The sequence below is a fragment of the Caballeronia arationis genome, from assembly GCF_001544975.2.
Taxonomy (GTDB): domain Bacteria; phylum Pseudomonadota; class Gammaproteobacteria; order Burkholderiales; family Burkholderiaceae; genus Caballeronia; species Caballeronia arationis.
On sequence record NZ_FCOG02000091.1, the window covers coordinates 1 to 23,785 of the forward strand.

Below are 23,785 nucleotides of genomic sequence, written 5' to 3' on the forward strand. Positions count from 1 at the left end.
GCGGTTGCGTCCTGCATCTTGGCAAGCAGCACCAGTCGGCTGGTGCGCTCAACCAGCACGCCAACGGAGGATTGATTACCGGCGCCTTTGATGAAGTCGCCTTCCCAGTGGCCCGGCAGAAAGGCGGTCTTCGATTTCGGGCGGCCGCACGTGAATACTGACCATGTCGGGAATTTGCCCGCGTCGGTCTGTGCCACGCGCGCGGGACATGCGGGTGCTGTGGCCGTGGCGCAGGCAGGCAATCAACTGGCGGCGCAGTTCGCCTCGCGGCTGGGCGTAGATGGCCGTGTAGATGGTTTCGTGTGAAACCTGCTGCTCCGCGCTTCAGCCGGCACCGATGCATAGCCAGTAGCGGAGCTGTTTCGCATCAGCTCACGACTGATGGTGGCTGGTGAACGCCCGAGCATCAGGGCCATGGCCCTGATACTCACATCCTGCAGTCGTAGGCTTGCGATGGCGAGGCGTTCTTCAGGTTGAAGCTGCTGGTACGAAGTTTTGTCGGGCATTGCAACACCTTATACGAGACAAGTGTTGCACCTCGCTTTTGAGGCCGTCGAGCAAAAGGCCGAAGCTAGCGTGAGATTGGAGTAAAGCGGCGGACGCCACGGTTGATCCATGTCAAAGCCGCTCGCTCTAGTCCGCCGATACTATACAACACAGCCGATTTTCAACGGCCACCTACCCGAGAACGTCGATGGCATCGTACGTCGCGGCTCGATACGCGATCACAATGGACATCCATGTCGTCCGCTGTCGAAATAACACCTGGGAAGGTCGCACTGGCGCGCCGACTTGGTGCCACGCTGGCGATCGATGTTTTTGTTGGCAATTTTTTCGACGGCTTCTAACGACATTACCGCGCGGAGTTCAATAGACGGAACGCGACGGGATCTGCGGAAGTCGCTTGGTTTTGCTGCAGAGGGCCCAGTGCGCGCGCACAGCCACCGCGCCCGCCTGGGGGACGTCAACACCGTGTTCGCCGATCTGAAGAATGACAAAGTGGACTGCCGCATGATCCTAACGCTCGATCTAGCGGCGTTTATAGCGCACGCGAGTCGCATGGAGCTCCTGCCGCTCGCCAGATCGGTCAACCAATAATTCCACCCCACGGCGAATCTGACTTTATCCCCGTGCTCGGCTTTCCGACTTCGATCGGCCATGCCTCTCCATAAAAAAAACATGCTCGCGGGTTCCCGAAGTAGCAAGCGTCACAGAAAAGAGACGAAAGAAAATGGACAATAACGTTCAACGGCAAAGGCCCGAGCAAACCGAAGGTCACCCCCGTCTGTCCCCGGAGGAGTTGCGGAAGATCGACGCCTACTGGCGGGCCTGCAACTACCTCTCAGTAGGCATGATCTATCTGCGCGCGAACCCGCTGCTTCGCGAGCCGCTGAAGCCCGAACATATCAAACGGCGTTTGATCGGCCATTGGGGATCGGACCCGGGGCAGTCGTTCACGTGGGTGCACCTGAACCGGCTGATCGTCAGAGACGACCTCAACGTGATGTTCGTCTCCGGTCCAGGCCACGGCGCGCCGGCGACGCTTGCGAATTCGTATCTCGAAGGTTATTACTCGGAGGTGTATCCCGAGCGGAGTTATGACGAGACCGGCATGCTTAAGTTGTTCCGGCTCTTTTCCGCGCCGGGCGGCATCGGCTCGCATTGCACGCCGGAGACGCCCGGCTCCATTCACGAAGGCGGAGAACTGGGCTACAGCCTCTCGCATGCGTTCGGCGCCGCGTTCGACAATCCTGAGCTGATCGTCGCGACGATGGTCGGCGATGGCGAAGCGGAAACCGGCCCTCTCGCCACGTCGTGGCATTCGAACAAGTTCCTGAATCCGATCCAGGACGGCGCCGTGCTGCCGATTCTGCATCTGAACGGCTACAAGATCGCCAATCCGACGATCCTCGCGCGCATTCCGCATGAGGAACTCGAAGCGCTGTTCGTAGGTTATGGGTACAAGCCGTACTTTGTCGAAGGCAGCGATCCGCACGAGATGCATCAGCGGATGGCATCGACGCTCGAACGATGCGTCGGCGAGATACGCGCGATCCAGCAGCACGCGCGCTCGAACAACGACACCACGCGTCCACGCTGGCCGATGATCGTGTTGCGCTCGCCGAAGGGCTGGACGGGGCCGAAGGAGGTCGACGGCCACAAGGTCGAGGACTTCTGGCGTTCGCATCAGGTGCCGGTGCTCGATCCCGTGACGAACAAGAAGAGCCTGCAAGTGCTCGAAGCCTGGATGCGCAGCTACAAGCCCGAAGCACTTTTTGACGCCGATGGCCGGCTCATCCCGGAGTTGCGCGACCGCGCGCCGAAGGGCGAGCGACGCATCAGCGCGAATCCGCATGCGAACGGCGGGCGCCTGCGCAGGGCGCTGCATCTGCCCGATATCCGCGCGTACGCGTTCGAGATCAAGAGCCCGGCGAGCACCTATCAATCGCCGACTGCGGTGCTCGCGAAGTTCCTGCGCGACGTGATCCGCAACAACATGACGAACTTCAGGCTCTTCGGTCCGGACGAGACCGCGAGCAACAAGCTAGACGGAGTGTACGAGGCATCGGGCAAGCGCTGGATCGCGGAGACGAAACCGGAGGACAGCGACGGCGGCGCGCTCGCGCCCGACGGCCGTGTGATGGAGATGCTTTCGGAACACACGCTCGAAGGCTGGTTCGAAGGCTACGTACTAACGGGCCGGCATGGTCTCTTCGCGACCTACGAAGCGTTCGTGCACGTGATCGATTCGATGTTCAACCAGCACGCGAAGTGGCTCGAAAAGGCGAAAAGCGAACTCGACTGGCGCGCGCCGATTCCCTCGATCAATCTGCTGATCACATCGCTTGTCTGGCGGCAGGACCACAACGGCTTCACGCATCAAGACCCGGGCTTTCTGGACGTCGTGACGAACAAGAGTCCCGACGTCGTGCGCATCTATCTGCCGCCGGATGCGAACTGCCTCCTGAGCGTGGCCGATCACTGCCTGCGCACGCAGGATTACGTGAACGTGATCGTCGCGGACAAGCAGCCGCATCTGCAATACCTCGGCATGCAGGACGCGATCGTGCATTGCACGAAGGGCATCGGCATTTGGGACTGGGCATCGACCGATGAAGGCCACGAACCCGACGTCGTGATGGCGTGCGCCGGCGACATCGCGACGATGGAATCGCTTGCGGCTGTGGAGATACTGAAGAAGCAGTTCCCCGATCTGAAGATCCGCTTCGTCAACGTCGTCGACATGTTCCGCCTGATGCCGGACGCCGATCATCCACACGGCCTCTCCGAGCGCGATTTCGATTCGCTCTTCACGCGCGACAAGCCGGTCATCTTCAACTTCCATTCGTATCCGACGCTCGTGCACAAGCTCACGTACAACCGCACGAATCACGAGAACATGCACGTGCACGGCTATCGCGAGAAGGGCAACATCAACACGCCGTTCGAACTCGCGATCATCAATGGCGTGGACCGCTTCACGCTTGCCATCGATGTGATCGATCGCGTGCCGCGCCTGCGCGACACCGGCGCGCATGCGAAGAACTGGCTGCAGGATCAGGTGATCGAAAGCATTCGATACGCGCACGCCGAAGGCATCGATCGCGCCGAGATCCGCGAGTGGACATGGAATGGTTGACGCCATTCTTGAGGCTCGCGGCCGCGATATCCATCGATACGCCGACTGTCGACGAGACGGTGAGGAGGTCTCCCGGCAGCGTTGATAGTTCGGCTCATTCCCTAGACGTCGAGAACTCGCACCGATTTGCGTCCCCACGCTACCGGGCGCATGAACGACGGAGCATTTCATGAATCAAGAACTGACGATCGAGGCGGAAACCGCACGCTGCTCGGACAAGGTCGTGTTCGCCGATTTCGACAAGAGCGCCGACCCGCCCAAGGCCAGATGGTGTCGGTAGAACTTATGCCGGACAATCCTGGCGAATATGGTATTGCCTGCCCCATGGGCATATTTCGTGGACGCTTGATTGTCGAATAACCGGGTGCGTACCCGGGTGACAGAAGAAAAGTTCATACATGGAGGTGTACCGTGATGTATAACTGGACCAGCATGGCCGGATATGGGTTAGGACATTGGATTTTCTACGCCGTGATGGTGCTGGTGCTGCTCTACCCCCTCGGCAGGATCCTAACTCGAATCGGCCTGTCTCCGTTCTGGTCGATTCTGGCGCTCGTTCCAATTCTGAACCTGATCGGACTTTGGCTCCTCGCGTTCATCGACTGGCCCGATAGACGATCCAAGACCTTCGGATGATCAGGCGCACAACGGCGTGCATTCGCTCGTGTCCATCACCCTTCTCGCGCGCACGTTCTGCGTCTCGCGTTGGCCCGTGCCACAGCGGGGCCGGCCCCGTTCGCGCAGGCTGGCGAGCCGGACGGAGCGATCTTAGCGAGCGCGTCGCTACGTTGCTTTGAGAAGCCACGCTGCAGGGCGAGTTCGAGCTGACGATCGCAACGCTGCGCTTGCAGCGCACCCTTTCGCTGCGCGCGTGGGATCGAGCGTCCCAGGAGCTCGTTCATCTGCATGAGGGCGAGGCGAGTGCGTGCGGGTCCTGACTCTTTCCAAGGTGGGACCGGTGGGGGCCGCACATCCCTACCAGGTTGGAGATGCGGTCGATGGACCAGCGCGGCCACGTGCCGGCTATCGTCGTAAAAATCACGTGCTGCGATCAACCGATCGATGTTGGAACTTTCCCGGCCCGATTTACAGAGACCACTGGCGACAACGGCCCTACTGACCGGCGAATCGTCTTCCTGTTGTGACAACAGCAGTGGTGGGTTTCGCTGCTTACTACGCTTCAATCGGCGCGGGCCGCCCCGCCATCGCACCACTTGGAACTGGCGTGAGAAAGGAGAAAACCTATGGACCACGCTACGTATCAAGGTCATGTCGATGACGCCGGCGATGGCCCAATCGCCGCTGAGTTGCCGCGACTCGCGCAAATCCTGCGCGCGTTGGTCGAGGCAGGTTGGGCGCGTTACTTAGAGTGGCTACGCGTCAGGCGGGACGCGTTCGATACGGAATCCGAGGTGGCGCAAACGATCGATCACGATGCGAAGCGATTTCGCGAAATGCTGGAGCAGCTCGGACCTGCATACGTCAAGTTCGCCGAGCTCCTGAGCCTTCGACGCGACAGGCTGCCGGAGTACTACATCGACGAGTTGCAGAGACTCCAGGACGACAATGCCATACTTTCCGGTGCGCAAGCGTAGAACGCATTAAAGACGTCAACGTTGCGACTATAAAATCGTCAACTCGGGACATCGTGCGGCCCGATAGCGTGGCGAGCCATACTCCGTATTGATTTGCCGGACGCGAAATAAAGTCGTCACTTCGCTTTTGAGATGAGGACGTCGACGCACGCCCGCCGACGGTGGTCAAGGAATATTGCGGCCCGACGTATGCCGACCGTTCGGGCAGCACGCGGCCCGGCCAGTACCGGCCAATACCGGCCAATTGTCGCGTCCTGGCGAATGACTGAATTGAGCGTTTTACCGTTTGACCAGCCGTTCCTTCGCGGATCGGCAATAAACGCTAACCCAGCATTGGAAATATCTGACAAGTCCGCTGGCATTAAAATTTGCGGCGTCACGTCACGCGAAAAATGAACGCCACGTGCTCCCCAGCCGAGAGGAGTGGTGTGTCACCTGATATTAACGTCCTCGCTCTGGCGAAGTGACTTGCCAGACCCGACATCATGTTCGGGTCTTTTTTCTGTTCCCCCGCATCTTTCGCTCGTCATCAATGGCATGCGTGTCGGCCTGTTGATAGCTGAATCAAACGGAACTGCGCCGACAGGTGATGTGTCGGTATCGCTTCGCGACATCTGCCGAAGCTATGTTCGTGCCCCTCTCAGACGAAGAGCATTGCCTATCACCGATACCGAGCTCAATGCCATCGCGGCGCTTGCGATAATTGGGCTTAGAAGGATGCCCAACCATGGATACAGCACGCCCGCTGCGATAGGGATTCCAATCACGTTATACGCGAACGCGAAAAAGAGATTCTGCCGGATGTTCTTCATCGTGGCAACGCTCAGGGCCCGGGCTCGTGCGATGCCGCGCAGGTCGCCCTTGACGAGTACCACGCGTGCGCTGTTCATTGCTACATCGGTTCCGGTGCCCATCGCAATTCCCACGTTGGCCTGAGCGAGAGCGGGCGCATCGTTGACACCGTCGCCCGCCATGGCGACAACATGACCTTGCTGCTGCAATTCCTGGACGTGCTTGTATTTGTCCTGAGGCAGTACGCCGGCTTCGACGCCGTCGAGCGCCAAGGTCTTTGCCACCGCATTGGCGGTGACGGGGTTATCGCCGGTCAGCATGATGATTTTGATGCCAGACGCCCGCAGCAGTTGGACCGCCTCCGGTGTCGTGGTCTTGACCGGGTCGGCGACGCCGATATAGCCCGCGAGTTTGCCGTCGATAGCAAGGTACATAATTGTCTGGCCAGCTTGGCGCAGTCGGTCCACCTCTGTGCTCACGGCAGCGCAGTCGACTTTCGCATCGTCCATGAGCAACGTATTGCCGAGCAATGCGACACGACCGTCAATCCCGCCTCTCACGCCTTTGCCGACGATTGCGTCGAATTCCCCAACTGGCTTCCTCTCCGCCTTTTTCTCTTGTGCCTGCGAGACAATGGCCTGCGCCAAGGGATGTTCGCTCGGCCCTTCAAGACTGGCCGCGTAGCTCAGCACGGACGACTCCGATTGGTCCGCGAGCGCCACGACGGTTTGGACACGAGGTTTGCCCTCGGTAAGCGTGCCGGTCTTATCGACCACCAGCGTATCGACTTTCTCCATCAGTTCAAGTGCTTCCGCGTCCTTGATGAGCACGCCCTCTTTTGCACCTCGCCCAACCCCTACGATGATGGAGACAGGCGTTGCCAGCCCGAGAGCACACGGGCACGCAATGATGAGAACGCTGATGGCGGCGACCAGCGCATTGGCGAGCGCCGGCGCTGGGCCTACGACAGCCCAGACAACGAACGAAGCCGCCGCAATAGCGATGACGACCAGCACAAACCAGCCCGACACCTGGTCAGCGAGCTTCTGAATGGGCGCGCGCGAGCGACCGGCCTCCGCGACCATCTGAACGATTCTTGCCAACAAGGTGTCGGCCCCCACCTTTTCTGCACGCATCAGGAACGTACCGGTCTGATTGACCGTGGCGCCCGTCGCCTTGCTGCCTGCGACCTTTTCTGACGGGATGGATTCACCGGTAATCATGGACTCGTCAACGCTTGAGCGTCCGTCAATGACGACCCCATCAACAGGAACCTTTGAGCCCGGCTTAACCCGAAGCGTGTCGCCAATCACGACGGCTTCAAGCGGCACGGTCTCCTCCGTCCCATCGGCCATGACACGGACTGCCGTGTGCGGCGCGAGATTCAGCAAATCCTTGATGGCGCTCGACGTGCGGGAGCGTGCGCGCAGTTCTAGCACCTGGCCGAGCAGAATAAGCGTGACGATGACTGACGCTGCTTCAAAGTAAAGTGGCAGCTCATGTCCGTGCCGGAACGCCTGTGGCAATGCGTCCGGGAAGAACAGCGCGAACAGACTGAAGAGGTAAGCGGCGGAAACGCCCAGCCCGATAAGACTGAACATGTTCAGTTTCCACGTCCGGAATGACCTCCAGGCACGCTCGAGGAACGGCCAGCCCGCCCACAGGACGACTGGGGTGGCGAGTGCCGCCTGAACGCATTGTGCCCACGATGCGGGCATCCAGTGTGGCAGCGTCAACCAGTTACCGAGCCGGTTGATGCCGGCGCTGAAATCATATGACAGAAACATCGGCCCCATTGTCATCACCAGCAGCGGCAACGAGAGCGCCAGTGCGACCCAGAACCGACGGGTCATAGACTCCAGTTCAACATTGCGTTCCTCGACCGCGACTGGTGTCACTGGCTCCAACGCCATGCCACAGATAGGACAGTTTCCTGGCGCTGACGCTCGTATTTGCGGGTGCATCGGGCAGGTATAGAGGGTGCCCGGCCCGGTTGCTGCGGGGGGAGTTTTCGTCGCTGCAGGATGAAGGTATTTCGTCGGCGCGGCGCGAAAGGCGTCGAAACACTTGCTGCTGCAGAAGTAGTAGGTTTTATCACCATACGCATACCGATGCGGAGCGTCCTTCGTAACGTTCATGCCGCATACGGGGTCAACGACTCCAGCCCTGCCTTTATCCACAGGCACACCCTCAGAGGGTACGAGGACGGCCGTTTTCGTGTGGGCGTGTGACTCGGACATCGAAACCTCTCAGTTACCGGTCATTGGACATGCGCAGTATCGCTGCCGGATAACCTGGGAATAAAGCGTGGGGTGTGTGCGGCGTAATCTCGCCAGGTTTGCCCGAATCGCTGTTCCGAGTCACTTTCCTCGTGCCGCGCAAGACGGACATACATGGCTACCAGAATCGGAAACATGACGATTGTGACGAGCGTCGGCCATTGCAGCAAAAAGCCCGTCATGATAACGACGAAGGCGATGTACTGCGGGTGCCGGACTTTCGCATACGGACCCATCGTTGCCAACTGACCCGCGTGCTGAGCCTCGTAAAGCACATGCCACGATATGGAGAGCAGATAGAACCCGCCGAAGATAAGAACAATGCTAGCGACGTGCGGGAAAGCGAGGTGCGGGTTGCCGTGCTGACCAGTCATCGTCCACCAGATGTGACCGGCGTCGTGATTCAAGAGGTTCACTTGTGGAAAGCGGGTCTGCAGCCACCCGGATAAAAGATACAGGGTAAGCGGAAAGCCATACATTTCGGCAAAAAGCGCTACAACAAATGCCGAGAATCCACCAAAGGTTCGCCAGTCGCGGGCGGTGTTCGGTTTGAAGAAACTGAACGCGAAGACAATAAAGATGAGGGAGTTGATTGCAACCAGTCCCCACAATCCGTAGCCGTTAGCTGGGCCGCTCATCGTGACTTCCCTTCGTATCGGTGAGGTGCGACCCCGTGAGTGCCGCGACGGTGTCCGTGATGCATAAACACGTGCATCAGCGGGCACGCCAGGAGCAGGAGATACGGCAGCACGCCGAGAAAATGTGCGCGATGCTCAGAGAACATGAAGAAGGCGGCCGCCGCGCCAAAGCCCACCATGGCTATGGCACCGCGCGACTTCCAGAACGGCCGTGTTTCCTGAGAAGGCGTATTCATGCTTGACTCCTCGGCACCTATGCCGTTATTTACCGGCCGGCGCGCTTTGAAGGGATTGGCGGTCCATCATCATGGTCATCATCGCCTGCATCATGTCCATGCGTTTTTCCATGATGTCATGCCGCATACCGTTAGCACCCTTACCGCCTGGAGGTTGCTTCATGGCGTTCATCATGGCCATCCCTTGCTGCATCGCCTGCATTTGCTCGTCCATCAGCTTTGCTCTTTCTTCCGGCGTCTTGGCCGCCATCATTCGCTCGTGTATTTCGTGCATCTTCTTCATTTGAGCGTCGGCGCCGGTAAGCGATTCCGGTTGCCCCTTCGGCGCCTTTGTGGCTTGTGAAGCGCCCGGGCCGTGGCCGTGTTCGTCAACATCCGGTGAAGCACCTTGTGAGATGGCCGAGCCGAATCCGAGTGATAGGGCAATGAGCGACCCAGCAATCGATGCGAGAGTCGATGTTTTCGGTCGGCTGTTCATGATTTTTCCCCGAGGTATTGATTGGATACCATACACTCTATTGACGTGTACGCGGACCTAATTGACCTAGCGCAATGGTGTACGTCGCAGGAAGCAGATTTGTTTGAATGTCGATACAGGGTCGTTGCGCCGCGCGACGGCACCTGGTCCCTCCTTGGAGGTGAAAAAGCATGCTGTTTTCGTCCGGCCCGCCTATTACCTCCGTGCAGACTCTTGGTAATCGGAGAAGTGTGATACCGGGGCGAACTTGACCTGCGTCAATTGAGGTCGGCTGGCCCGGCGTAGGCTGAAACGGCCGTCCCTGGTAGGTTTGGGGCTGTCGCCCGCGTTGACTGGCAGCCAGAAGAAGTGAACGAGCCACATTGAAGACAGGGACATTACAATGCGCGCGATATTGACGTGGTTGATGGCGGTAGTCGTGCTGGGAATCTCCGGCTGTGGTTACAACGCTATCCAGGGTCAGGACGAACAGGTAAAGGCGAGTTGGTCTGAAGTAGTGAATCAGTATCAGCGTCGCGCAGACCTTATTCCGAACCTGGTGAATACAGTCAAGGGCTATGCAAGCCAGGAAAAAGAAGTGTTGACGCGTGTGACGGAAGCCCGCGCCAGAGTGGGTTCGGTGCAAGCAAGCCCGGAGCTGGTTAACGACCCGCAAGCATTCGCGAAATTTGAAGCGGCGCAAGCCCAGTTGACAAGTTCGCTATCAAGGCTGCTGGTCGTGTCCGAGAATTATCCGCAATTGAAGTCGGACGCAAATTTCCGTGAGCTGCAGGCGCAACTCGAAGGGACCGAGAACCGGATTACGGTTGCGCGAAACCGGTACATCAAGGCGGTGCAGGACTATAACGTCACAGTGCGCTCGTTTCCGTCCAACCTGACGGCGAGTGTCTTCGGTTATAAGGAGAAGCCCAACTTCTCGGTGTCGAACGAAGCCGAGATTGCTCGGCCTCCGCAGGTCAATTTCAACGCGGCCCCGGCCCCGGCGAGTGGAGCGACCAATTGAACATCCTGAAGGCAGCGAGGATAGTAGTACTCGCGCTCATTCTATTCTGGTCGTTCGTCGCGATCGCAGATGTTGGAATCCCCAATTTGACTGCGCGCGTCACCGACGAGACAGCGACGCTTACCGCCGAGCAACGCGCGTCGCTCGAGCAGACACTGCAGGCCTTTGAGGCGAAGAAAGGAAGCCAGATTTCCGTGCTGATTGTGCCAACGACGCAGCCCGAAACCATTGAGCAGTATTCCATGCGTGTTGTTGAGCAGTGGAAGCTCGGACGCAAGCGCGTCGACGACGGCGCGCTCCTCATCGTCGCAAAAAGCGACCGGGCGCTTCGCATCGAGGTTGGCTATGGCCTAGAAGGAGCACTGAATGACGCCACCAGCAACCGCATCATCAACGAAATAATCGTCCCGAAATTCAGACAGGGCGATTTTTACGGTGGCATCGCCGCAGGCGTTGGCGGAATCATGAACGTTATCAACGGCGAGCCTTTGCCGCCGCCGGACACGCGTGCGGGCAGCAATTCAGGAAAAGTCGGCGGTTATCTGCCCATCCTCTTCGTGCTGACAATGGTGGCAGGTGGCGTGCTTCGTTCCGTGCTGGGGCGCTTGGGGGGCTCAGTCGTGACCGGCGGCGCCATCGCGGTGGTCGCTTGGCTGTTATCCGGAACGCTCTTTGTCGCAATAGTTGCTGGCGCGATCGCCCTCGCGTTTACCTTACTGGGTAGCGGGTTGGGGGCATACGTTGGGGGGCGTGCTATCGGTGGACTCGGGGGTGGGTCGGGCCGGACGACCTTCCGGGGCGGGGGTGGAGGCTTTGGCGGCGGCGGCGCCTCGGGCAGGTGGTAGCCATGGACCTCAAACGCGTCATAAGACACTTGTTCCTGAGCAGATGGCACGTCAACGCCGCCTTTCCTTCCCGGACGCTGCACGCAATAGGAAAAGCGGTTCAGGAAAGCCATCGTGGCCATATAGGCCAGGTCCGGTTCGTAGTCGAGGGTGCGCTTCGCGTCGATGCGCTGGTGAAGGGTGCGTCAGCAAGAGAGCGCGCGATTGACGTCTTTTCGGAACTTCGGGTCTGGGATACTGAGCACAACAACGGCGTACTCATCTACCTGCTGCTCGCGGACCGCGATGTGGAGATAGTCGCGGACCGTGGAGTGCACGCCAAGGTGCACGCTGCGGAGTGGGAAGCCATCTGCCAGAGCATGGAGGCAGAGTTTCGGAGCGGGAGGTATGAGACAGGCGTGCTGCGTGGTGTGGAACAGGTAACGGAGTTGCTGAGAAGGCACTTTCCTCAACAGGATACGCACAGCGAATTGCCGAGTAAGCCAGAAGTGATGTGAGCCTCTCCACAGGACAAAAGGGCTGTTCGTGCTAGCGCCGGCGCACGGTTAATCGCTTGCAATGTCTGTCGGCCGCCGCGTGCGCTCCTACATCAGCGGTGCGCGGTTATAGAAGTAGATACCTGAGGTGATTTTCCGACCCTGATGGTGTTGTTGAGCTTCAGCGTTTTTATATCGATAACGCCGACGTACCGGTTGAACAGGAATAGGTCACCCACAGGTATCTTGCCGGGCGTCAGCTCCATGTCATCTGGACCAGCAAGCGAACCGTTGATGGTGCCCACGTTGGTCAGCGTGTTCTGGTCGAGAATGCTGATGATGCTACCTACCCGGTTCGACACGAGAACGTGCTGGCCGTTGGCGAGCGAGCGGAAGTTATGCGCACTCTTGTCCGTATGGATGGTTTCACGATTTTGCGCGCTTGCCAGTCGATGACTGCGACGTGAAAATCCAAGCTGGTACGGATCCTCGATGCCTCGAAGCCAGCGCTGGACTTTCCCCGTTTTCAGGTCGAGAAAGCCGAGATTGTTGGCCACGGAGTTCGCGACAATCAGCGATTGATTGTCGGGCGTTGCCATGAGGTGATGAGGTTCCTTTCCGACCGCCATCGTATCGACGACGTTCTGCGTCGCCTCGTCAATCAGATGCGTCGGCCGAATTCAGCACGATAACGTTTTCAGCATGAGCCGCAACCTGAACCCGAGAGCGAACAGTAGAAATGCGATTCGCATTTCGTCTACCTCCGTCGGGCAGTGCGATTACGGGTTGACCGTCGGGTGAAACCCCGCCGCTTCAATCAATGCGACCAGACGCTCAGGCGGCAACGCCGAATCGATCTTCACGATTTTGGTGGTGACATCGATTTCGAGCGTTGCTTCCGGGTCGACACTGGTGACCGCGCGTGTAATTGAGTTGGCACACCCGCCACATGACATATCTTTGACTTCGAATTCCATTTTCAGCTCCAGGAGCAAATCGGAAGCCCAAGCATGAACCTTCCCACGGCGGGAAGGTCAAGGGGCAGCGCGACGCGCCTGCTGATAATGCCTGTTCGCCAGGTCAGCGGCTGGAGATACACAGGGCGAAGTCGTCCGCTCAGCAGGGCCAGACACCTCGGCCTTGTTACGCTTAGTTCTACAAAGGACAGTGGCTGCCGAACCCTGCGAGCGCAGTTACACACTGACACGGTCTTTCTCTTACAGTTTTTTCTTGAACAGCGTGCTAGACTTCCAACCCATTCCGGTTCAGTCGTTCGCGGCCATCTCCATGAAATGCGTGTCATCGCATTTCGAGGGCGACGACGTGTCCGCGCAGCATGTGGACACGGACGAGTCGACTCCGCACCGTCACACTCATTATGTGGCGGTGGCTGACAATGACCGTCACAGCCATTCCCATGGCGGCGATGTGCACCATGCTCATTCGTGCTCGACATGCGTGTCCTGCTGCTTCGGAGGCGCCTTGCCGGCCGCGCCCACCGTGACGACATCCGCCGACGTTGTTCATTTTGCGCTTCCGATTCCCCGCTCCGAGCGCATCGCGTCGTTCCTGACCGGCGGCATCGAACGTCCTCGAATCTCCCTCGTCTAGTCCGTCTGTCGCGGCCATAGCCGCGATGCGAAATTTTGACCTGATGGCCTGTCCGCTATCCAGGTGACTTACGACGAGGAAATCCATGCGAATGTTTATCGCGGCGCTAGCCGGGGCGGCGGCATTGCTGCCCGCGCTCGTGCACGCCACTACTGCATTGCCTGACCCGACCGACGCTGCCACATCGGTTCCGACGGTTAGCGTGCCGTCCGTCTTTGCGGACTATCAGCCATACCGGGACCAGAAAGCGCCCAGCTGGCAGGAGCTCAACCGGGCAGTGACGACCTCGCCCGTAAAGCCGGGGATGAGCCACAGCCAGATGCCTTCCAACGGCGCCGGTGCCAAGAGTAACGACCACACCTCTCATCAAGAGGAGTCGGCCAAATGATGCGGCACTTCTTTTCGTGCGGCCGCGTCGTTGCTGCCGCGACCGCACTAGCGGTTCTTGCCGGCTGTACCACCTTTTCAAAGGACGGCGGCTTTAACACCCTTTCGACGACCGCATCGGAGCGTCCTGGGCGGGACGCCGTGCTGGTGAAGACCGACGAGGACCGCGAGGCGGTTGCAAAGCGGACGCAGGAACTGCTTTCAAAGCCGCTCGGCATGGACGACGCCGTGCAGATTGCATTGCTCAACAATCCGGGATCGCAGGCCTCATACGGGGAGCTCGGCATCTCCGAGGCCGACCTGGCACAGGCCGGACGCCTGCCTAATCCAGGATTCATATTTCAGTCGGGCGCTTGGTAACGACTCCCTGAGCATCAATAGAACCTTCACGCTCAGCTTGCTGAATGTCCTTACGATGCCGCTCGCGATGCGCATTGAGAGCCGCCGTTTTGAACAGACCAAGCTGCTGACTGCAGACGCGATGCTCAAGGTAGCCGCCGACGCCCGCCGGGCATACGTCAACGCTGTTGCAGCCCAGCAGTCTGCCGCGTACGCGGAGCAAGTAAAGGCTTCGGCTGATGCCGGCGCCGAACTGGCATTACGGATGCAGCAGGCGGATAATTTCAGCAAGCTCGACTACGCGCGCGAGCAGGCTTTCTATGCAGATGCTGTGGCTCAACTGGCGAAAACGCGACAGCAGTCTGTCGCTGTTCGGGAGAAGCTGACCCGCACGATGGGCCTGTGGGGAGCGAGCACGCAGTACAAGCTGCCCGACCGTCTGCCGGACTTGCCCAAGGACCGTCCAGAGCTGAAGGCCCTTGAGAGCTTCGCGATGCAGAACCGGCTGGACATCCAGGCGGCGAAGCTGCAGACGCAGAGCGTTGCATCGTCACTGGGTCTGAGCAAAGCGCCGACGTATGCCGACCGCATCGGGCAGCACGCGGCCACAAGCCACCGATCACATGCGTCGTCGGTCGGACGTTCAGGCATCGGCTCCCCCGGAACCGGCCATCCAATTGTTGAAGACGAGCTTCATCGGTCATAATTTGGGGACGCTTACTTACACGAACTCTCAATAGATCTACTGATCACCGACAAGCTTAAGAACTACGCGGCGGCGAACAGGGATCAGTGAATATGGACGCTCCGCTCGATGGCTACATGGCAGCGTGCGAAAACTCGTTCATCCGCGCGGCACTGCTGCAGCACCAGGGGCACATTTCCGAGACGGCCCACGCCTTTGGCATCTCCAGAAAGAGTCTTTGGGATAAGATGCGCAAGCATGCGAATGGAGCCGGGCCCCTTCATTGAACTTCCCTCGCAGGCGCATCAACGTGTAACGGGAGTATGCTCATGGAATCCGGACGAGCGGCTTGAGACCCGACTGTTACAGGTGCGTGGCGAGGTACAGGGCATTGACTATAGGCAGGCCTGCGTACGTCGTGCGAGAGTCTTAGGCAGGAAAGCGGCGAAGGGTGCCAGACGAGACTTGCTTTGACGCTCCGAACGTGCCACGCGCGGTTAGTCGCAAAGTGCGCCTACTGTTTACACGCCCCTCGTCAGTAAGAGTGGACATGCACAAGTTGCTCATAACAATCACCTTAGCGTTGCTTTCGATTGCAGTCCTTGCAGTCGTCGCGACATACGCTGTGATAGCCTGGGTTACTGCCGATTAGGAACCTTCGCGGGCTGTGCGCACAGGTTCCCGGCATCCCTATCGACGTGCTCCACCTGAGCAGCTCTGTGCACTCCATAGACGGGGCGGTGCGGTTGACCAAAATCCGGCGCGCCGCTCGATCCGGCCACTTTAAAGACTCGTAGCACCGTCTTTCCGCCTGCATCTTTCAGTGGAAAGTAGGCGCGGTGCGTGTCAGCGGCTATCGCCACGACATGCGCATTGGGGCCGACGAAGCCATCGCCCACTTTCGATACTGTCTTGTCCGTGACTTGGAACATAGATAGAACGATAGAACGCCGGATTCCGCCGCGACATATAGCAGTCTCAGCCTCTCAGCTGATTATCAAATGCTAGAACGTCGGGGTCCTTGTCATTCTGCTCGGCGGTCCCTTCATCGAAACGACTCACGGTAATCTGAAATTTACTGCGCCGTTGACAGCCATCACTTCCGCTGTGGTTGGCGTCATCGTCAACCTCGCCGTGTTCTTTGCTCTTCACGTTTTGTGGCCGCATGGCACGCAAGGCGGATTCGAATGGCCGTCGCTACTGATTGGCCTGGCTGCGGGCATCGCCTTGTTTCGATTCGAGGTCGGGGTGATACCGGTGGTCTTGGCGTGCGGCGTCATCGGCCTTGTACTGCGGTTGTTCGTTTTATGACGCCGCTCTGTGAATGACCCGTCTGCAACGTTGTATGCGCGGCTCCCGCGACGTGAATAGCAACTGCGCATAGCGAGGTACCCATCCCACGTGGAGCAGGTGCCGTGATGACTGCAGTCGTGTTGAATTCCCATCACGAGCCCGGCGTGCGGGCATTGAAAAGACGAGACGATGCACACCGACGCCTGCGTGTGGTTTAACGAATGCGAACATTGCAAGACAGTGCTCGAACCGGAACCCCGGGATTGTTGCGTGCACTGCTTATATGGCACCAACAGGTGCCCTTCGATGCAGCAGTCTGGCTCTTGCTGCGCCTGAGCAGGCTCACGCAGTAGGCGCGCAACGCCGAGGCGGGTTGACTCGGCAATCACAGCTTCCGGAAGCAGCAGTAAAGAAACTGCTGGATGGGGCCAGCAGGCGTGTGGTGGTCTTCGAGCGTGCTTGTTACCAATTCGAACCCGGCACCGAATTCGTCGGACAGCTGTCGAGCGTCATATCGCCTCACGTCCAGCCCGCTGCACCTGACTGGGCCCATTGGCCCGAATGTGGCAATCACAACGTGGCCATCCTGCTTGAGTGCTTTCGTCATCAGGTGAATGTAGCCGTCTTGTTGCGATGGCTCCGTCAGGAAGTGGAAGACGGCGCGGTCATGCCACACGTCGTATCGATGCTCGGGTAGGTCGACCAACGTAATATCGGATTCGACCCACGTGACCCTTTCGGCGATAGAACCTAAACGCTGTTTCGTTGCATCGAGAGCGACGGCGGACATATCGAGCACCGTCAGGTTTCGATATCCGCGTACAAGTAGATCATCTGCGAGCGTCGATTCACCCCCGCCCACATCAATAATGGTAGCGCTCTGGTCCGGCGCGCCTTCACAAATCAGCTGCAGCGAAGTCTCAAGATGCGGGCGATACCAGCTAACCGCGTCAGATGCCTTGGAGCGATAGATTCCTTCCCAATGCTCTTTGCTGTCCATTTTGCTTCCCCGGTTCCGTACTGTATGCAGTTCCATGATAAGGGACCTGATGAAGCCCAGCACGACCATTGGCGCAGTCCGAACGCAAATTTGTCGCTGCAGCGTCAATGCGTATGCCGGTGATGAATGTCGGGGAAGTGCGCGTGCGTGTGAGTAATAGGCACGTGCTGGTGCGGATGCGTGTGTGGCTCATCACTACCCCACTCAAAGTCGTGAGCGTGTTGATGGTGCTCGTCGTGCCTGTGTCGATGGTTGTGGTCCAGAACTTCATGAGCATGGGGATGTTCATGCCGCTCACGGATATGAAGCCAGATTCCCAGAGCCATGAGTGCAGCCGCTACCCAGAACAGCAGCGATGGCAGTTCTGGCCACAGAATGAGCGATAGCGCGACCCCGAATATCGGCGCTACTGAAAAATACGCTCCGGTCCGGGCGGTACCGAGGTTACGAAGTGCAACGACAAAGAGAACCAGACTGACACCGTAGCCAGCTAAGCCGGTCAACATGGCCGCCGTCATCTTGCCGAGGCTCGGCAGATGCGCACCCAGCAGCAACGCAATGCCCAGATTGACGGTACCGGCAACCAGCCCTTTCAGGCAGGCGATGACCATCGCGTCGTTCGTCGATACCTTCCGTGTCAGGTTGTTGTCGACGGCCCACGCTACACAGGCCCCAGCCACCAGTAGCGCCCCTGGCGACACGCCGGCGGCGCCTGGTTGCCAAGACAGCGCTACGCCGCCTGCCACCATCGCGACCATGCCGATAAATATCTGCAGGTCGACGTTCTCACGAAAAACCACCCAGGCAATCACTGCGGTGAACACACCTTCGAGGTTCAGTAGCAGCGAGCTGGTTGCGGCCGGGGTCGTATTCAGGCCGAGCATCAACAACGCCGGTCCAGCGACGCCGCCCGCCACGATTGCGCCAAGCAGCCAAGGCACTTCAGCGGCCTGAATACGGCTTTCGTTTTGCCGTTCGCCCGTGGTACGACGAATCCGCTGGACGAGAATTCCGATGGCAAGCCCAAATCCGCTGCCGAGGTAGAACAGGCCGGCGACCATGAAAGGGGACAGGGAGCCGAGCAGAGTTTTGGCAAGCGGAGTGGTCGCACCGAAAAGCGCGGCCGCAAGGAGTGCGGTGAAGGCGGCGTTGTGACGTGCGTGCATGAAATTAAGAGCTTCGAACGACAGCTTGGTTTGAATAATATTCAGGGGCGCTTCGCAGACAGAGGCGGACGCCGGATTGTCCGGATAAATACCCCGACCCCCCTATACAAAACTTAACGCGAGTATATACTCCCCTAGGGTATAAAGGGGGAGTGCGATGAGCCACACCGTTGAGGAAAAACAGAAGCTTCTCAACAGGATTCGCCGTATTAAGGGGCAAGTCGACGCCATTGAGCGGGCGCTCGAGGAAGAGCACGGCTGTTCAGACATTCTGCAGCGAATTACAAGTTGTCGAGGTGCGATGAACGGCCTGCTCGCCGTTGTGCTCGAAGACCATATCAGGAACCACCTTGTCGACGCGGAAAGCGGCGAGGAGCCAGGTGACAGCGCAACTGAACAGCTCATCGAAGTTGTTCACAGCTATTTCAAGTAAGCAGAGTCAGAAAATGAGTGATTTCAAGAACGCCGCGTTCGGCGCAGGACATGACCACATCTTTCTGGGTGCCGGTCATGAAAAGAACGAGCGAAAGACATGGGCCGTGATTGCGCTATGCAGCGCGATGATGTTGATTGAAATCGTCGGCGGCAGCATGTTTGGGTCACTTGCGCTCGTTGCTGACGGTCTGCACATGTCGACGCACGCTGGAGCAATGCTGATTGCGGCCCTCGCGTACACCTACGCTCGCAAGCACGCGACCGACTCCCGCTTCGTATTCGGTACCGGCAAGCTTGGCGACTTGGCGGGATTCACGAGCGCCATCGTGCTCGCGATGATTGCGGTGCTCATTGGCTACGAGGCGGTGTCGCGTTTTCTGTCGCCGGTACCCATTCACTTCGGTGAAGCAATTCCCATCGCCGTGGTCGGCCTGCTGGTCAACCTGGCGAGCGTTTGGCTGCTGAGCGGAGACCATCACGGACACAGCTACGGTCATAGTCACGGACACGGTCATGGTCAGGACGACCATGCTCATGAAGACGAGGTGCAGAAGATTTCTGCGCCGTCCGGTGTGTTTGCAGTTTCTATCTTCGAAGATGGCGTGCCGCCCGTTTTCCGGATTACGCCGACGGAGGGTTCACGACTGGACGCCTCGACGGTGTCCGTTACGGCGGTGCGACCCGATGGGACGCAACAGGTATTCGCGCTGGCGAACCGTGGCGGCTGTCTGGAATCGAAGGAAGACATTCCAGAGCCGCACGCCTTCAAAGCGATCGTGCGGATGCCGGATGGCGAGCACGAGGTCGAATTCGAAGAGCATGAGCACCACGACGACGCGCATGAAGCGGCGACCCGCGACCACAACATCCGGTCGGCCTACATCCACGTGATGGCGGATGCGGCGGTTTCCGTGCTGGCTATCATCGGCCTGGTGCTGGCGCGCGCGTTCGGCTGGCTGTGGATGGACCCCCTGGCGGGCGTCATTGGTGCGCTCGTGATTGCCAACTGGTCGTACGGCTTGATGCGGGACACCGGTGCAATCCTGCTCGACATGAATCCGGACCGGCGCATGGCAGAGAACGTCCGCCATGCTATCGAGGACCGTGGCGACAAGGTCGTCGACCTGCATGTATGGCGGGTGGGTCCTGGTCACATGAGTGCCGTGGTGTCAGTGGCAACAGGTGAACCCCAGCGTGATTCGCGCTTCTATCACGCAGTGCTTGAGCGCTTCAAGGGGCTGTCGCATGTCACCGTTGAAGTGCAACCGTCACAAGCGGCCGCCTGACCATGGCAGTCAAGTCGCCGTGCATTGACGTGTGTGCTTTCGATGGCAAGACCAAATTGTGCGTAGGGTGTTTTCGCGCGCTCGATGAAACTCGCGCGAGGAAGAAGATGGCCGACCATCGGCGCCATCAAGTGACTAACGACCTGCGCGGCGACAGGCCAAGCTGCACCGCGAATCGCCAGCGTTGTCGGCCGAGCAACCGCGAACGCCGGATACCTGAATCGATGGGGTGCGCCGCCACAACTTCATTCTGGTGACTGTGAGCGTTGCTCCGGCCCAGCGGGCTGAGTACTGCTTGAATCGCATACCCCGTGTCACTGCCATGAGCCCAAGTCCATATGCAGTCGCATCAGTGAGCATATCCAGTGCGTCGGCCATCAAGCCGCTGGATTGGGCCCAAAGGCCGGCCGCCATGCCGACTACGAACATGGTGGCGTTCAACCCCAACGCGATACGAAGCGTCTTCCGTTCTTTTTCGCTGTTCGCCGAAGCGTGGCTGCAATCGCAAGACATAGTCAGTTCTCCGGTCCCCTGACGCTCGCTTCCATTCTAGTCCCCATGTAGTCCGACGCCTTTCAAGCCGCGATTACCCAGGAAGCGCTACCCCGAACGTTTGCAGCAGCAAAAACGCATTGAGAGACAGGACAATAGCGGCTGCTATCGTGGCCAGTATGGTAGTGAACGTGCGGCTCTTGCGAAGGCCCATGATGTCCTGTCGACAACTGAGCCATAGCAGCGCCATCATCGGAAACGGCAAGGCAAGACTCAGCACGACCTGGCTGATGACGAGCGCATTGGTCGCGTTCACCCCGAAACCAACAACAACAAAACTGGGCACCATGGTCACGACCCTTCGCACCCAAAGCGGGATACGAAAGCCAATGAAGCCCTGCATAATCATCTGGCCGGCCATCGTGCCAACGACCGAACTCGATATCCCAGAGGCAATTAGCGCCAAGAGAAAAATGCCCGCAGCCCCTATGCCCAACAGAGGCACCAGGGTGTGATATGCCGTTTCGATTTTGGCGACGTCAGGATGCCCCGCGTGGAATGCGCCGGAAGCCATGATGACCATGGCCATATTGATAAGGCCGGCGGTGGTCAGTGCGATGACGACCTCGAGGTTCGAATATGCCAGCAGCGTGGTGCGTTCAGCTTCTGTCTTTGGGAGCACGCGACTTTGAGTTAGCCCCGAATGGAGAAACAACGCATGTGGCATGACCGTGGCGCCAATAATGCCGACAGCAATCGTGAGAGCTTCTGAATCCGGAAGATGCGGTGAAAACGTATGCATGAATACTGCTGGCCAGGCGACCGGTACGATGAATAGTTCGGCAAGGTAAGACAAGCCAATCACACCGACCAGTCCCCCAATTGCAAGTTCGAGTGGACGGAAACCGGCACGCTCAAACAACAGAAGCGCATAGGTCACGAGAGCGGTGACAACCATGCTGACAAACAACGGCATGTGGAACAGCAGGGACAGGCCGATTGCTCCGCCCAGAAACTCGGCCAAATCCGTGGCCATCGCGGCCACCTCGCTCACGCCCCACATGAGAAGGACGAGGGGCTTCGGGAAGTGTTCGCGGCAGAGCTCAGCGAGGTTTCGTCCGGTAACTATCCCCAGCTTCGCTGAAAGCGCCTGAAACAGCATGGCTATCAGGTTTGCCAGGAGCACAACCCAGAGGAGCGTATAGCCGTACTTCGCGCCAGCCTGAATGTTCGTCGCGAAGTTGCCCGGGTCCATGTAGGCGATTGAGACGACCACGGCCGGGCCGAAAAATGGCAGGAACACCCGCGCGCCTCGACCTTCGAGTCCCTCCCGCATCGCCGACGTCGTTTGCTCCGTCAGCGTTTTACGTCGGTCCTTGCGACGAGCACGGTCGTCCATTGCCACTCCAGCCTGTCACCGGCTGCACGCACTGCGGATAAGCAGTCTGTCTGCGCATTACAACATCATTTGCCAGCGTGCTTGGCCTGCCACTTCTTCATGTACGCAATTTTCTCATTTTGTGCCTTGATGAGGCTTTTGGCCAGTCGCTTCATGTCGGTGTCCTTGCCGTACTTCAGTTCCACCTTCGCCATATCGATGGCGCCCCGATGATGAGGAATCGTGTGAGCCACAAAGTCCTTGTCGGTGTCGCCACTGTATGGAGCTCCGAGCAGCGCGCCTGTCGAAACTCCGGCAGCGCCGGGTTGCCAAGATAGGGCGAAGCCACCCGCGACGATGGCGACCATCCCGAGGAATATCTGATGGTCGACGTTCCTCGAAAACCAGCCACGCAATCAGCGCTGTGAAGACGCCTTCGAGGTTGAGAAGAAGCGAACTGTTGGACACAACTATTTTAAGTGAGCCAAGTAGATGACAGATTTGAAAGACGCAGGATTGGCTGCTGGGCACGACGGTCACGCTTTACATCCAAGATGTCAGAAAGATTGCTGAATCGTCATCTCTGAGCCACGCCCTATTCAGCAGCCGATGCGCAAAATTCCAAACTAGCGCTCATTCGGAGGGACCGAGGAGGTAGTTGGCAGACCGACCGTCTTGGCTGTGGCGGTTCTACACCGATTCACTGAACGTTACGTGCTGCTCGGGCAATTGAAGGTCAGCGCGCACGCAAGGTCAGGCGATGACGAAGTTGAAGACGCGCTCTTCCGACAGCCAAGCTGAACACCAATAACGCGTTATCCGGTACGCGAGATATGGCATGGTGACGGTCATGGCTTTCGGCGAACGCATACACCATAAAGGGCACCATGGCGGAATTTCTTCACGGCGTAGATTTGCACACGGCGCAGCGCAGCGGGTCGACCATCAAAATCGAGCTCGAAGATGGAGAAACAGTCGAAGGGCGTATCGTATCTTTCGACCGATGGCACTTGTTAGTCCAATTGGACGATTTTCCTTGCGTCGTCGTTATTGCGGCCATTGCTGGGATGGAGCAAGTCCGCGCTTCGTAGTGGCCCAATGACGAATAGGATATCGTCGTCAGCAAAGGCCATCGGCGCGGACAAAGTCGGACGAACAGACGTTGTCTTCTATGCTGCTCTTAAAATCTGACGCGACGGCCGCACCAGTTTTTCGAGCGTTCGTGAGCCGTGCCCCGATTGGCCGCTCACCACGCGGACCGGCAGTTTGACGCGTCGCATTCCGTCGCAGTTCCTTCGTGTGAGAGGCGCACCTCAACGAGCCGGAATTGACGTCCTCCCCGCCCTAAAGGACGGGGATTCCTGAGCTTCGCAAGTCAGGTTCCTGCTTCGTTGCGAACCGCCTGCTGGAGGTGTCTCCGTCAGGTCTTTCGTCCGCTCCACAGGCTTAAGGTTCCGCGCGTCCCGCGATACGTATTGCTAGAAGTCCGGCCGCGAGAATATTTCTCGCCGCGTTCTGGTCGCGGTCGTGGATTTCGCCGCACTCCGGACACACCCACTGCCGGACGTTCAGCGGCAGTGACTTGCGTTTGAATCCGCAGCCATTACAGGTCTTGCTCGAAACGAAGAACCGGTCCGCTCGCTGAGAGAGCTTGTAGCCAGACGAGTCACCGATGGCGTAGTCAGACGACTGATCGACAAGTGGTTAAAAGCAGGCGTGCTGGATAACGGG

Annotated in this window: 21 protein-coding genes and 8 pseudogenes; 15 read left to right on the forward strand and 14 right to left on the reverse strand. The window is 58.7% G+C overall.

The window, feature by feature from the left end; all coding sequences use genetic code 11:
• Positions 1-506 (reverse strand): annotated as a pseudogene (locus tag AWB81_RS31000) (IS30 family transposase); the annotation flags it as partial.
• Positions 507-1,231: 725 nt separating this feature from the next.
• Here AWB81_RS31000 and AWB81_RS31010 point away from each other — a divergent pair.
• The 3 genes from AWB81_RS31010 to AWB81_RS31030 all read left to right on the forward strand — a co-directional run bounded on the left by AWB81_RS31010 (position 1,232) and on the right by AWB81_RS31030 (position 5,235).
• Positions 1,232-3,640 (forward strand): phosphoketolase family protein, encoded by a 2,409-nt coding sequence (locus AWB81_RS31010; protein ID WP_062640776.1) that lies wholly within the window; start codon positions 1,232-1,234, stop codon positions 3,638-3,640.
• A 414-nt stretch (positions 3,641-4,054) separates the two neighbouring features.
• Positions 4,055-4,276 (forward strand): hypothetical protein, encoded by a 222-nt coding sequence (locus AWB81_RS31020; protein WP_087135308.1) that lies wholly within the window; start codon positions 4,055-4,057, stop codon positions 4,274-4,276.
• Positions 4,277-4,884: 608 nt separating this feature from the next.
• A complete protein-coding gene (locus tag AWB81_RS31030) occupies positions 4,885-5,235 on the forward strand; it encodes a hypothetical protein (RefSeq protein WP_062640783.1) in 351 nt (116 codons plus the stop codon).
• Positions 5,236-5,858: 623 nt separating this feature from the next.
• Here AWB81_RS31030 and AWB81_RS31035 read toward each other — a convergent pair.
• The 4 genes from AWB81_RS31035 to AWB81_RS44985 are packed head-to-tail and all read right to left on the reverse strand — an operon-like array spanning position 5,859 to position 9,658.
• A complete protein-coding gene (locus tag AWB81_RS31035) occupies positions 5,859-8,267 on the reverse strand; it encodes a heavy metal translocating P-type ATPase (protein WP_062640786.1) in 2,409 nt (802 codons plus the stop codon).
• Positions 8,268-8,287: 20 nt separating this feature from the next.
• Complete coding sequence (locus tag AWB81_RS31040) at positions 8,288-8,944, reverse strand: methyltransferase family protein (RefSeq protein WP_062640789.1); 657 nt, start codon at positions 8,942-8,944, stop codon at positions 8,288-8,290.
• A complete protein-coding gene (locus tag AWB81_RS31045) occupies positions 8,941-9,180 on the reverse strand; it encodes a DUF2933 domain-containing protein (protein ID WP_062640790.1) in 240 nt (79 codons plus the stop codon). Before AWB81_RS31045 ends, AWB81_RS31040 begins: the two co-directional genes overlap by 4 nt.
• Positions 9,181-9,205: 25 nt before the next feature.
• Positions 9,206-9,658: an EMC3/TMCO1 family protein gene (locus AWB81_RS44985; RefSeq protein ID WP_144444216.1), complete on the reverse strand. Its 453-nt coding sequence runs from the start codon at positions 9,656-9,658 to the stop codon at positions 9,206-9,208.
• A gap of 382 nt (positions 9,659-10,040) precedes the next feature.
• Here AWB81_RS44985 and AWB81_RS31055 point away from each other — a divergent pair, with 382 nt between their 5' ends.
• Genes AWB81_RS31055 through AWB81_RS31065 form a run of 3 tightly spaced genes read left to right on the forward strand, consistent with a single transcriptional unit; the run spans position 10,041 to position 12,003 of the window.
• The gene (locus AWB81_RS31055; RefSeq protein WP_062640794.1) at positions 10,041-10,661 is read left to right on the forward strand and encodes a LemA family protein; all 621 of its coding nucleotides are present in this window, start codon (positions 10,041-10,043) and stop codon (positions 10,659-10,661) included.
• On the forward strand, positions 10,658-11,506 hold the full coding sequence (locus AWB81_RS31060) for a TPM domain-containing protein (protein WP_062640796.1): 849 nt from the start codon (positions 10,658-10,660) through the stop codon (positions 11,504-11,506). The genes AWB81_RS31055 and AWB81_RS31060 overlap by 4 nt, the downstream gene beginning before the upstream one ends.
• Before the next feature lie 2 nt (positions 11,507-11,508).
• Positions 11,509-12,003, forward strand: coding sequence for a TPM domain-containing protein (locus AWB81_RS31065; RefSeq protein ID WP_062640799.1), 495 nt, complete (start codon positions 11,509-11,511; stop codon positions 12,001-12,003).
• Positions 12,004-12,090: 87 nt separating this feature from the next.
• On the opposite strand, the pseudogene AWB81_RS31070 reads toward AWB81_RS31065, so the two are convergent.
• A pseudogene (locus tag AWB81_RS31070) lies at positions 12,091-12,723 on the reverse strand (YVTN family beta-propeller repeat protein).
• A gap of 38 nt (positions 12,724-12,761) precedes the next feature.
• Positions 12,762-12,959, reverse strand: a complete 198-nt coding sequence (locus AWB81_RS31075; protein WP_062640803.1) for a heavy-metal-associated domain-containing protein — start codon at positions 12,957-12,959, stop codon at positions 12,762-12,764.
• A 253-nt stretch (positions 12,960-13,212) separates the two neighbouring features.
• Here AWB81_RS31075 and AWB81_RS31080 point away from each other — a divergent pair, with 253 nt between their 5' ends.
• The 6 genes and pseudogenes from AWB81_RS31080 (at position 13,213) to AWB81_RS48540 (ending at position 16,633) form a co-directional block, all read left to right on the forward strand.
• Positions 13,213-13,593 carry a hypothetical protein gene (locus tag AWB81_RS31080; protein WP_087135309.1) on the forward strand — a complete coding sequence of 127 codons (381 nt, stop codon included), beginning with the start codon at positions 13,213-13,215 and terminating at the stop codon, positions 13,591-13,593.
• A gap of 85 nt (positions 13,594-13,678) precedes the next feature.
• Positions 13,679-13,981, forward strand: coding sequence for a hypothetical protein (locus AWB81_RS31085; protein ID WP_062640805.1), 303 nt, complete (start codon positions 13,679-13,681; stop codon positions 13,979-13,981).
• Positions 13,981-14,911: pseudogene (locus tag AWB81_RS31090) on the forward strand (TolC family protein); the annotation flags it as partial. The gene AWB81_RS31085 and the pseudogene AWB81_RS31090, both read left to right, overlap by 1 nt.
• 230 nt (positions 14,912-15,141) lie before the next feature.
• Positions 15,142-15,291: a helix-turn-helix domain-containing protein gene (locus AWB81_RS31095; protein ID WP_235025989.1), complete on the forward strand. Its 150-nt coding sequence runs from the start codon at positions 15,142-15,144 to the stop codon at positions 15,289-15,291.
• A 733-nt stretch (positions 15,292-16,024) separates the two neighbouring features.
• Positions 16,025-16,315, forward strand: a pseudogene (locus AWB81_RS31105) (chromate transporter); the annotation flags it as partial.
• A 171-nt stretch (positions 16,316-16,486) separates the two neighbouring features.
• The gene (locus AWB81_RS48540) at positions 16,487-16,633 is read left to right on the forward strand and encodes a GDCCVxC domain-containing (seleno)protein (protein ID WP_374730528.1); all 147 of its coding nucleotides are present in this window, start codon (positions 16,487-16,489) and stop codon (positions 16,631-16,633) included.
• Between the two features lie 49 nt (positions 16,634-16,682).
• Here the strand turns inward: AWB81_RS48540 and AWB81_RS31115 are convergent, their stop codons facing one another.
• Both AWB81_RS31115 and AWB81_RS31120 read right to left on the reverse strand, forming a co-directional pair.
• Complete coding sequence (locus AWB81_RS31115) at positions 16,683-17,297, reverse strand: class I SAM-dependent methyltransferase (RefSeq protein WP_062640825.1); 615 nt, start codon at positions 17,295-17,297, stop codon at positions 16,683-16,685.
• 104 nt (positions 17,298-17,401) lie between these two features.
• On the reverse strand, positions 17,402-18,463 hold the full coding sequence (locus AWB81_RS31120; RefSeq protein ID WP_062640812.1) for a DMT family transporter: 1,062 nt from the start codon (positions 18,461-18,463) through the stop codon (positions 17,402-17,404).
• A 157-nt stretch (positions 18,464-18,620) separates the two neighbouring features.
• On the opposite strand from AWB81_RS31120, the gene AWB81_RS31125 reads away from it, so the two are divergent.
• The 3 genes and pseudogenes from AWB81_RS31125 to AWB81_RS31135 all read left to right on the forward strand — a co-directional run bounded on the left by AWB81_RS31125 (position 18,621) and on the right by AWB81_RS31135 (position 20,404).
• Complete coding sequence (locus tag AWB81_RS31125) at positions 18,621-18,896, forward strand: metal/formaldehyde-sensitive transcriptional repressor (RefSeq protein WP_062640814.1); 276 nt, start codon at positions 18,621-18,623, stop codon at positions 18,894-18,896.
• 13 nt (positions 18,897-18,909) lie between these two features.
• Positions 18,910-20,184 (forward strand): CDF family Co(II)/Ni(II) efflux transporter DmeF, encoded by a 1,275-nt coding sequence (dmeF, locus tag AWB81_RS31130; RefSeq protein WP_062640815.1) that lies wholly within the window; start codon positions 18,910-18,912, stop codon positions 20,182-20,184.
• Between the two features lie 2 nt (positions 20,185-20,186).
• A pseudogene (locus tag AWB81_RS31135) lies at positions 20,187-20,404 on the forward strand (DUF1289 domain-containing protein).
• A 98-nt stretch (positions 20,405-20,502) separates the two neighbouring features.
• Here the strand turns inward: AWB81_RS31135 and AWB81_RS48385 are convergent.
• From AWB81_RS48385 to AWB81_RS48390, 5 genes and pseudogenes are all read right to left on the reverse strand, one after another.
• Positions 20,503-20,697 (reverse strand): annotated as a pseudogene (locus AWB81_RS48385) (cation efflux transmembrane domain-containing protein); the annotation flags it as partial.
• Between the two features lie 73 nt (positions 20,698-20,770).
• A complete protein-coding gene (locus tag AWB81_RS31145; RefSeq protein WP_062640820.1) occupies positions 20,771-22,075 on the reverse strand; it encodes an Nramp family divalent metal transporter in 1,305 nt (434 codons plus the stop codon).
• A 65-nt stretch (positions 22,076-22,140) separates the two neighbouring features.
• A pseudogene (locus AWB81_RS31150) lies at positions 22,141-22,347 on the reverse strand (DUF305 domain-containing protein); the annotation flags it as partial.
• Positions 22,339-22,513, reverse strand: a pseudogene (locus AWB81_RS48875) (EamA family transporter); the annotation flags it as partial. The pseudogenes AWB81_RS48875 and AWB81_RS31150, both read right to left, overlap by 9 nt.
• A gap of 987 nt (positions 22,514-23,500) precedes the next feature.
• Positions 23,501-23,728, reverse strand: coding sequence for a zinc ribbon domain-containing protein (locus tag AWB81_RS48390; protein WP_200822582.1), 228 nt, complete (start codon positions 23,726-23,728; stop codon positions 23,501-23,503).
• Positions 23,729-23,785: the final 57 nt, after the last annotated feature.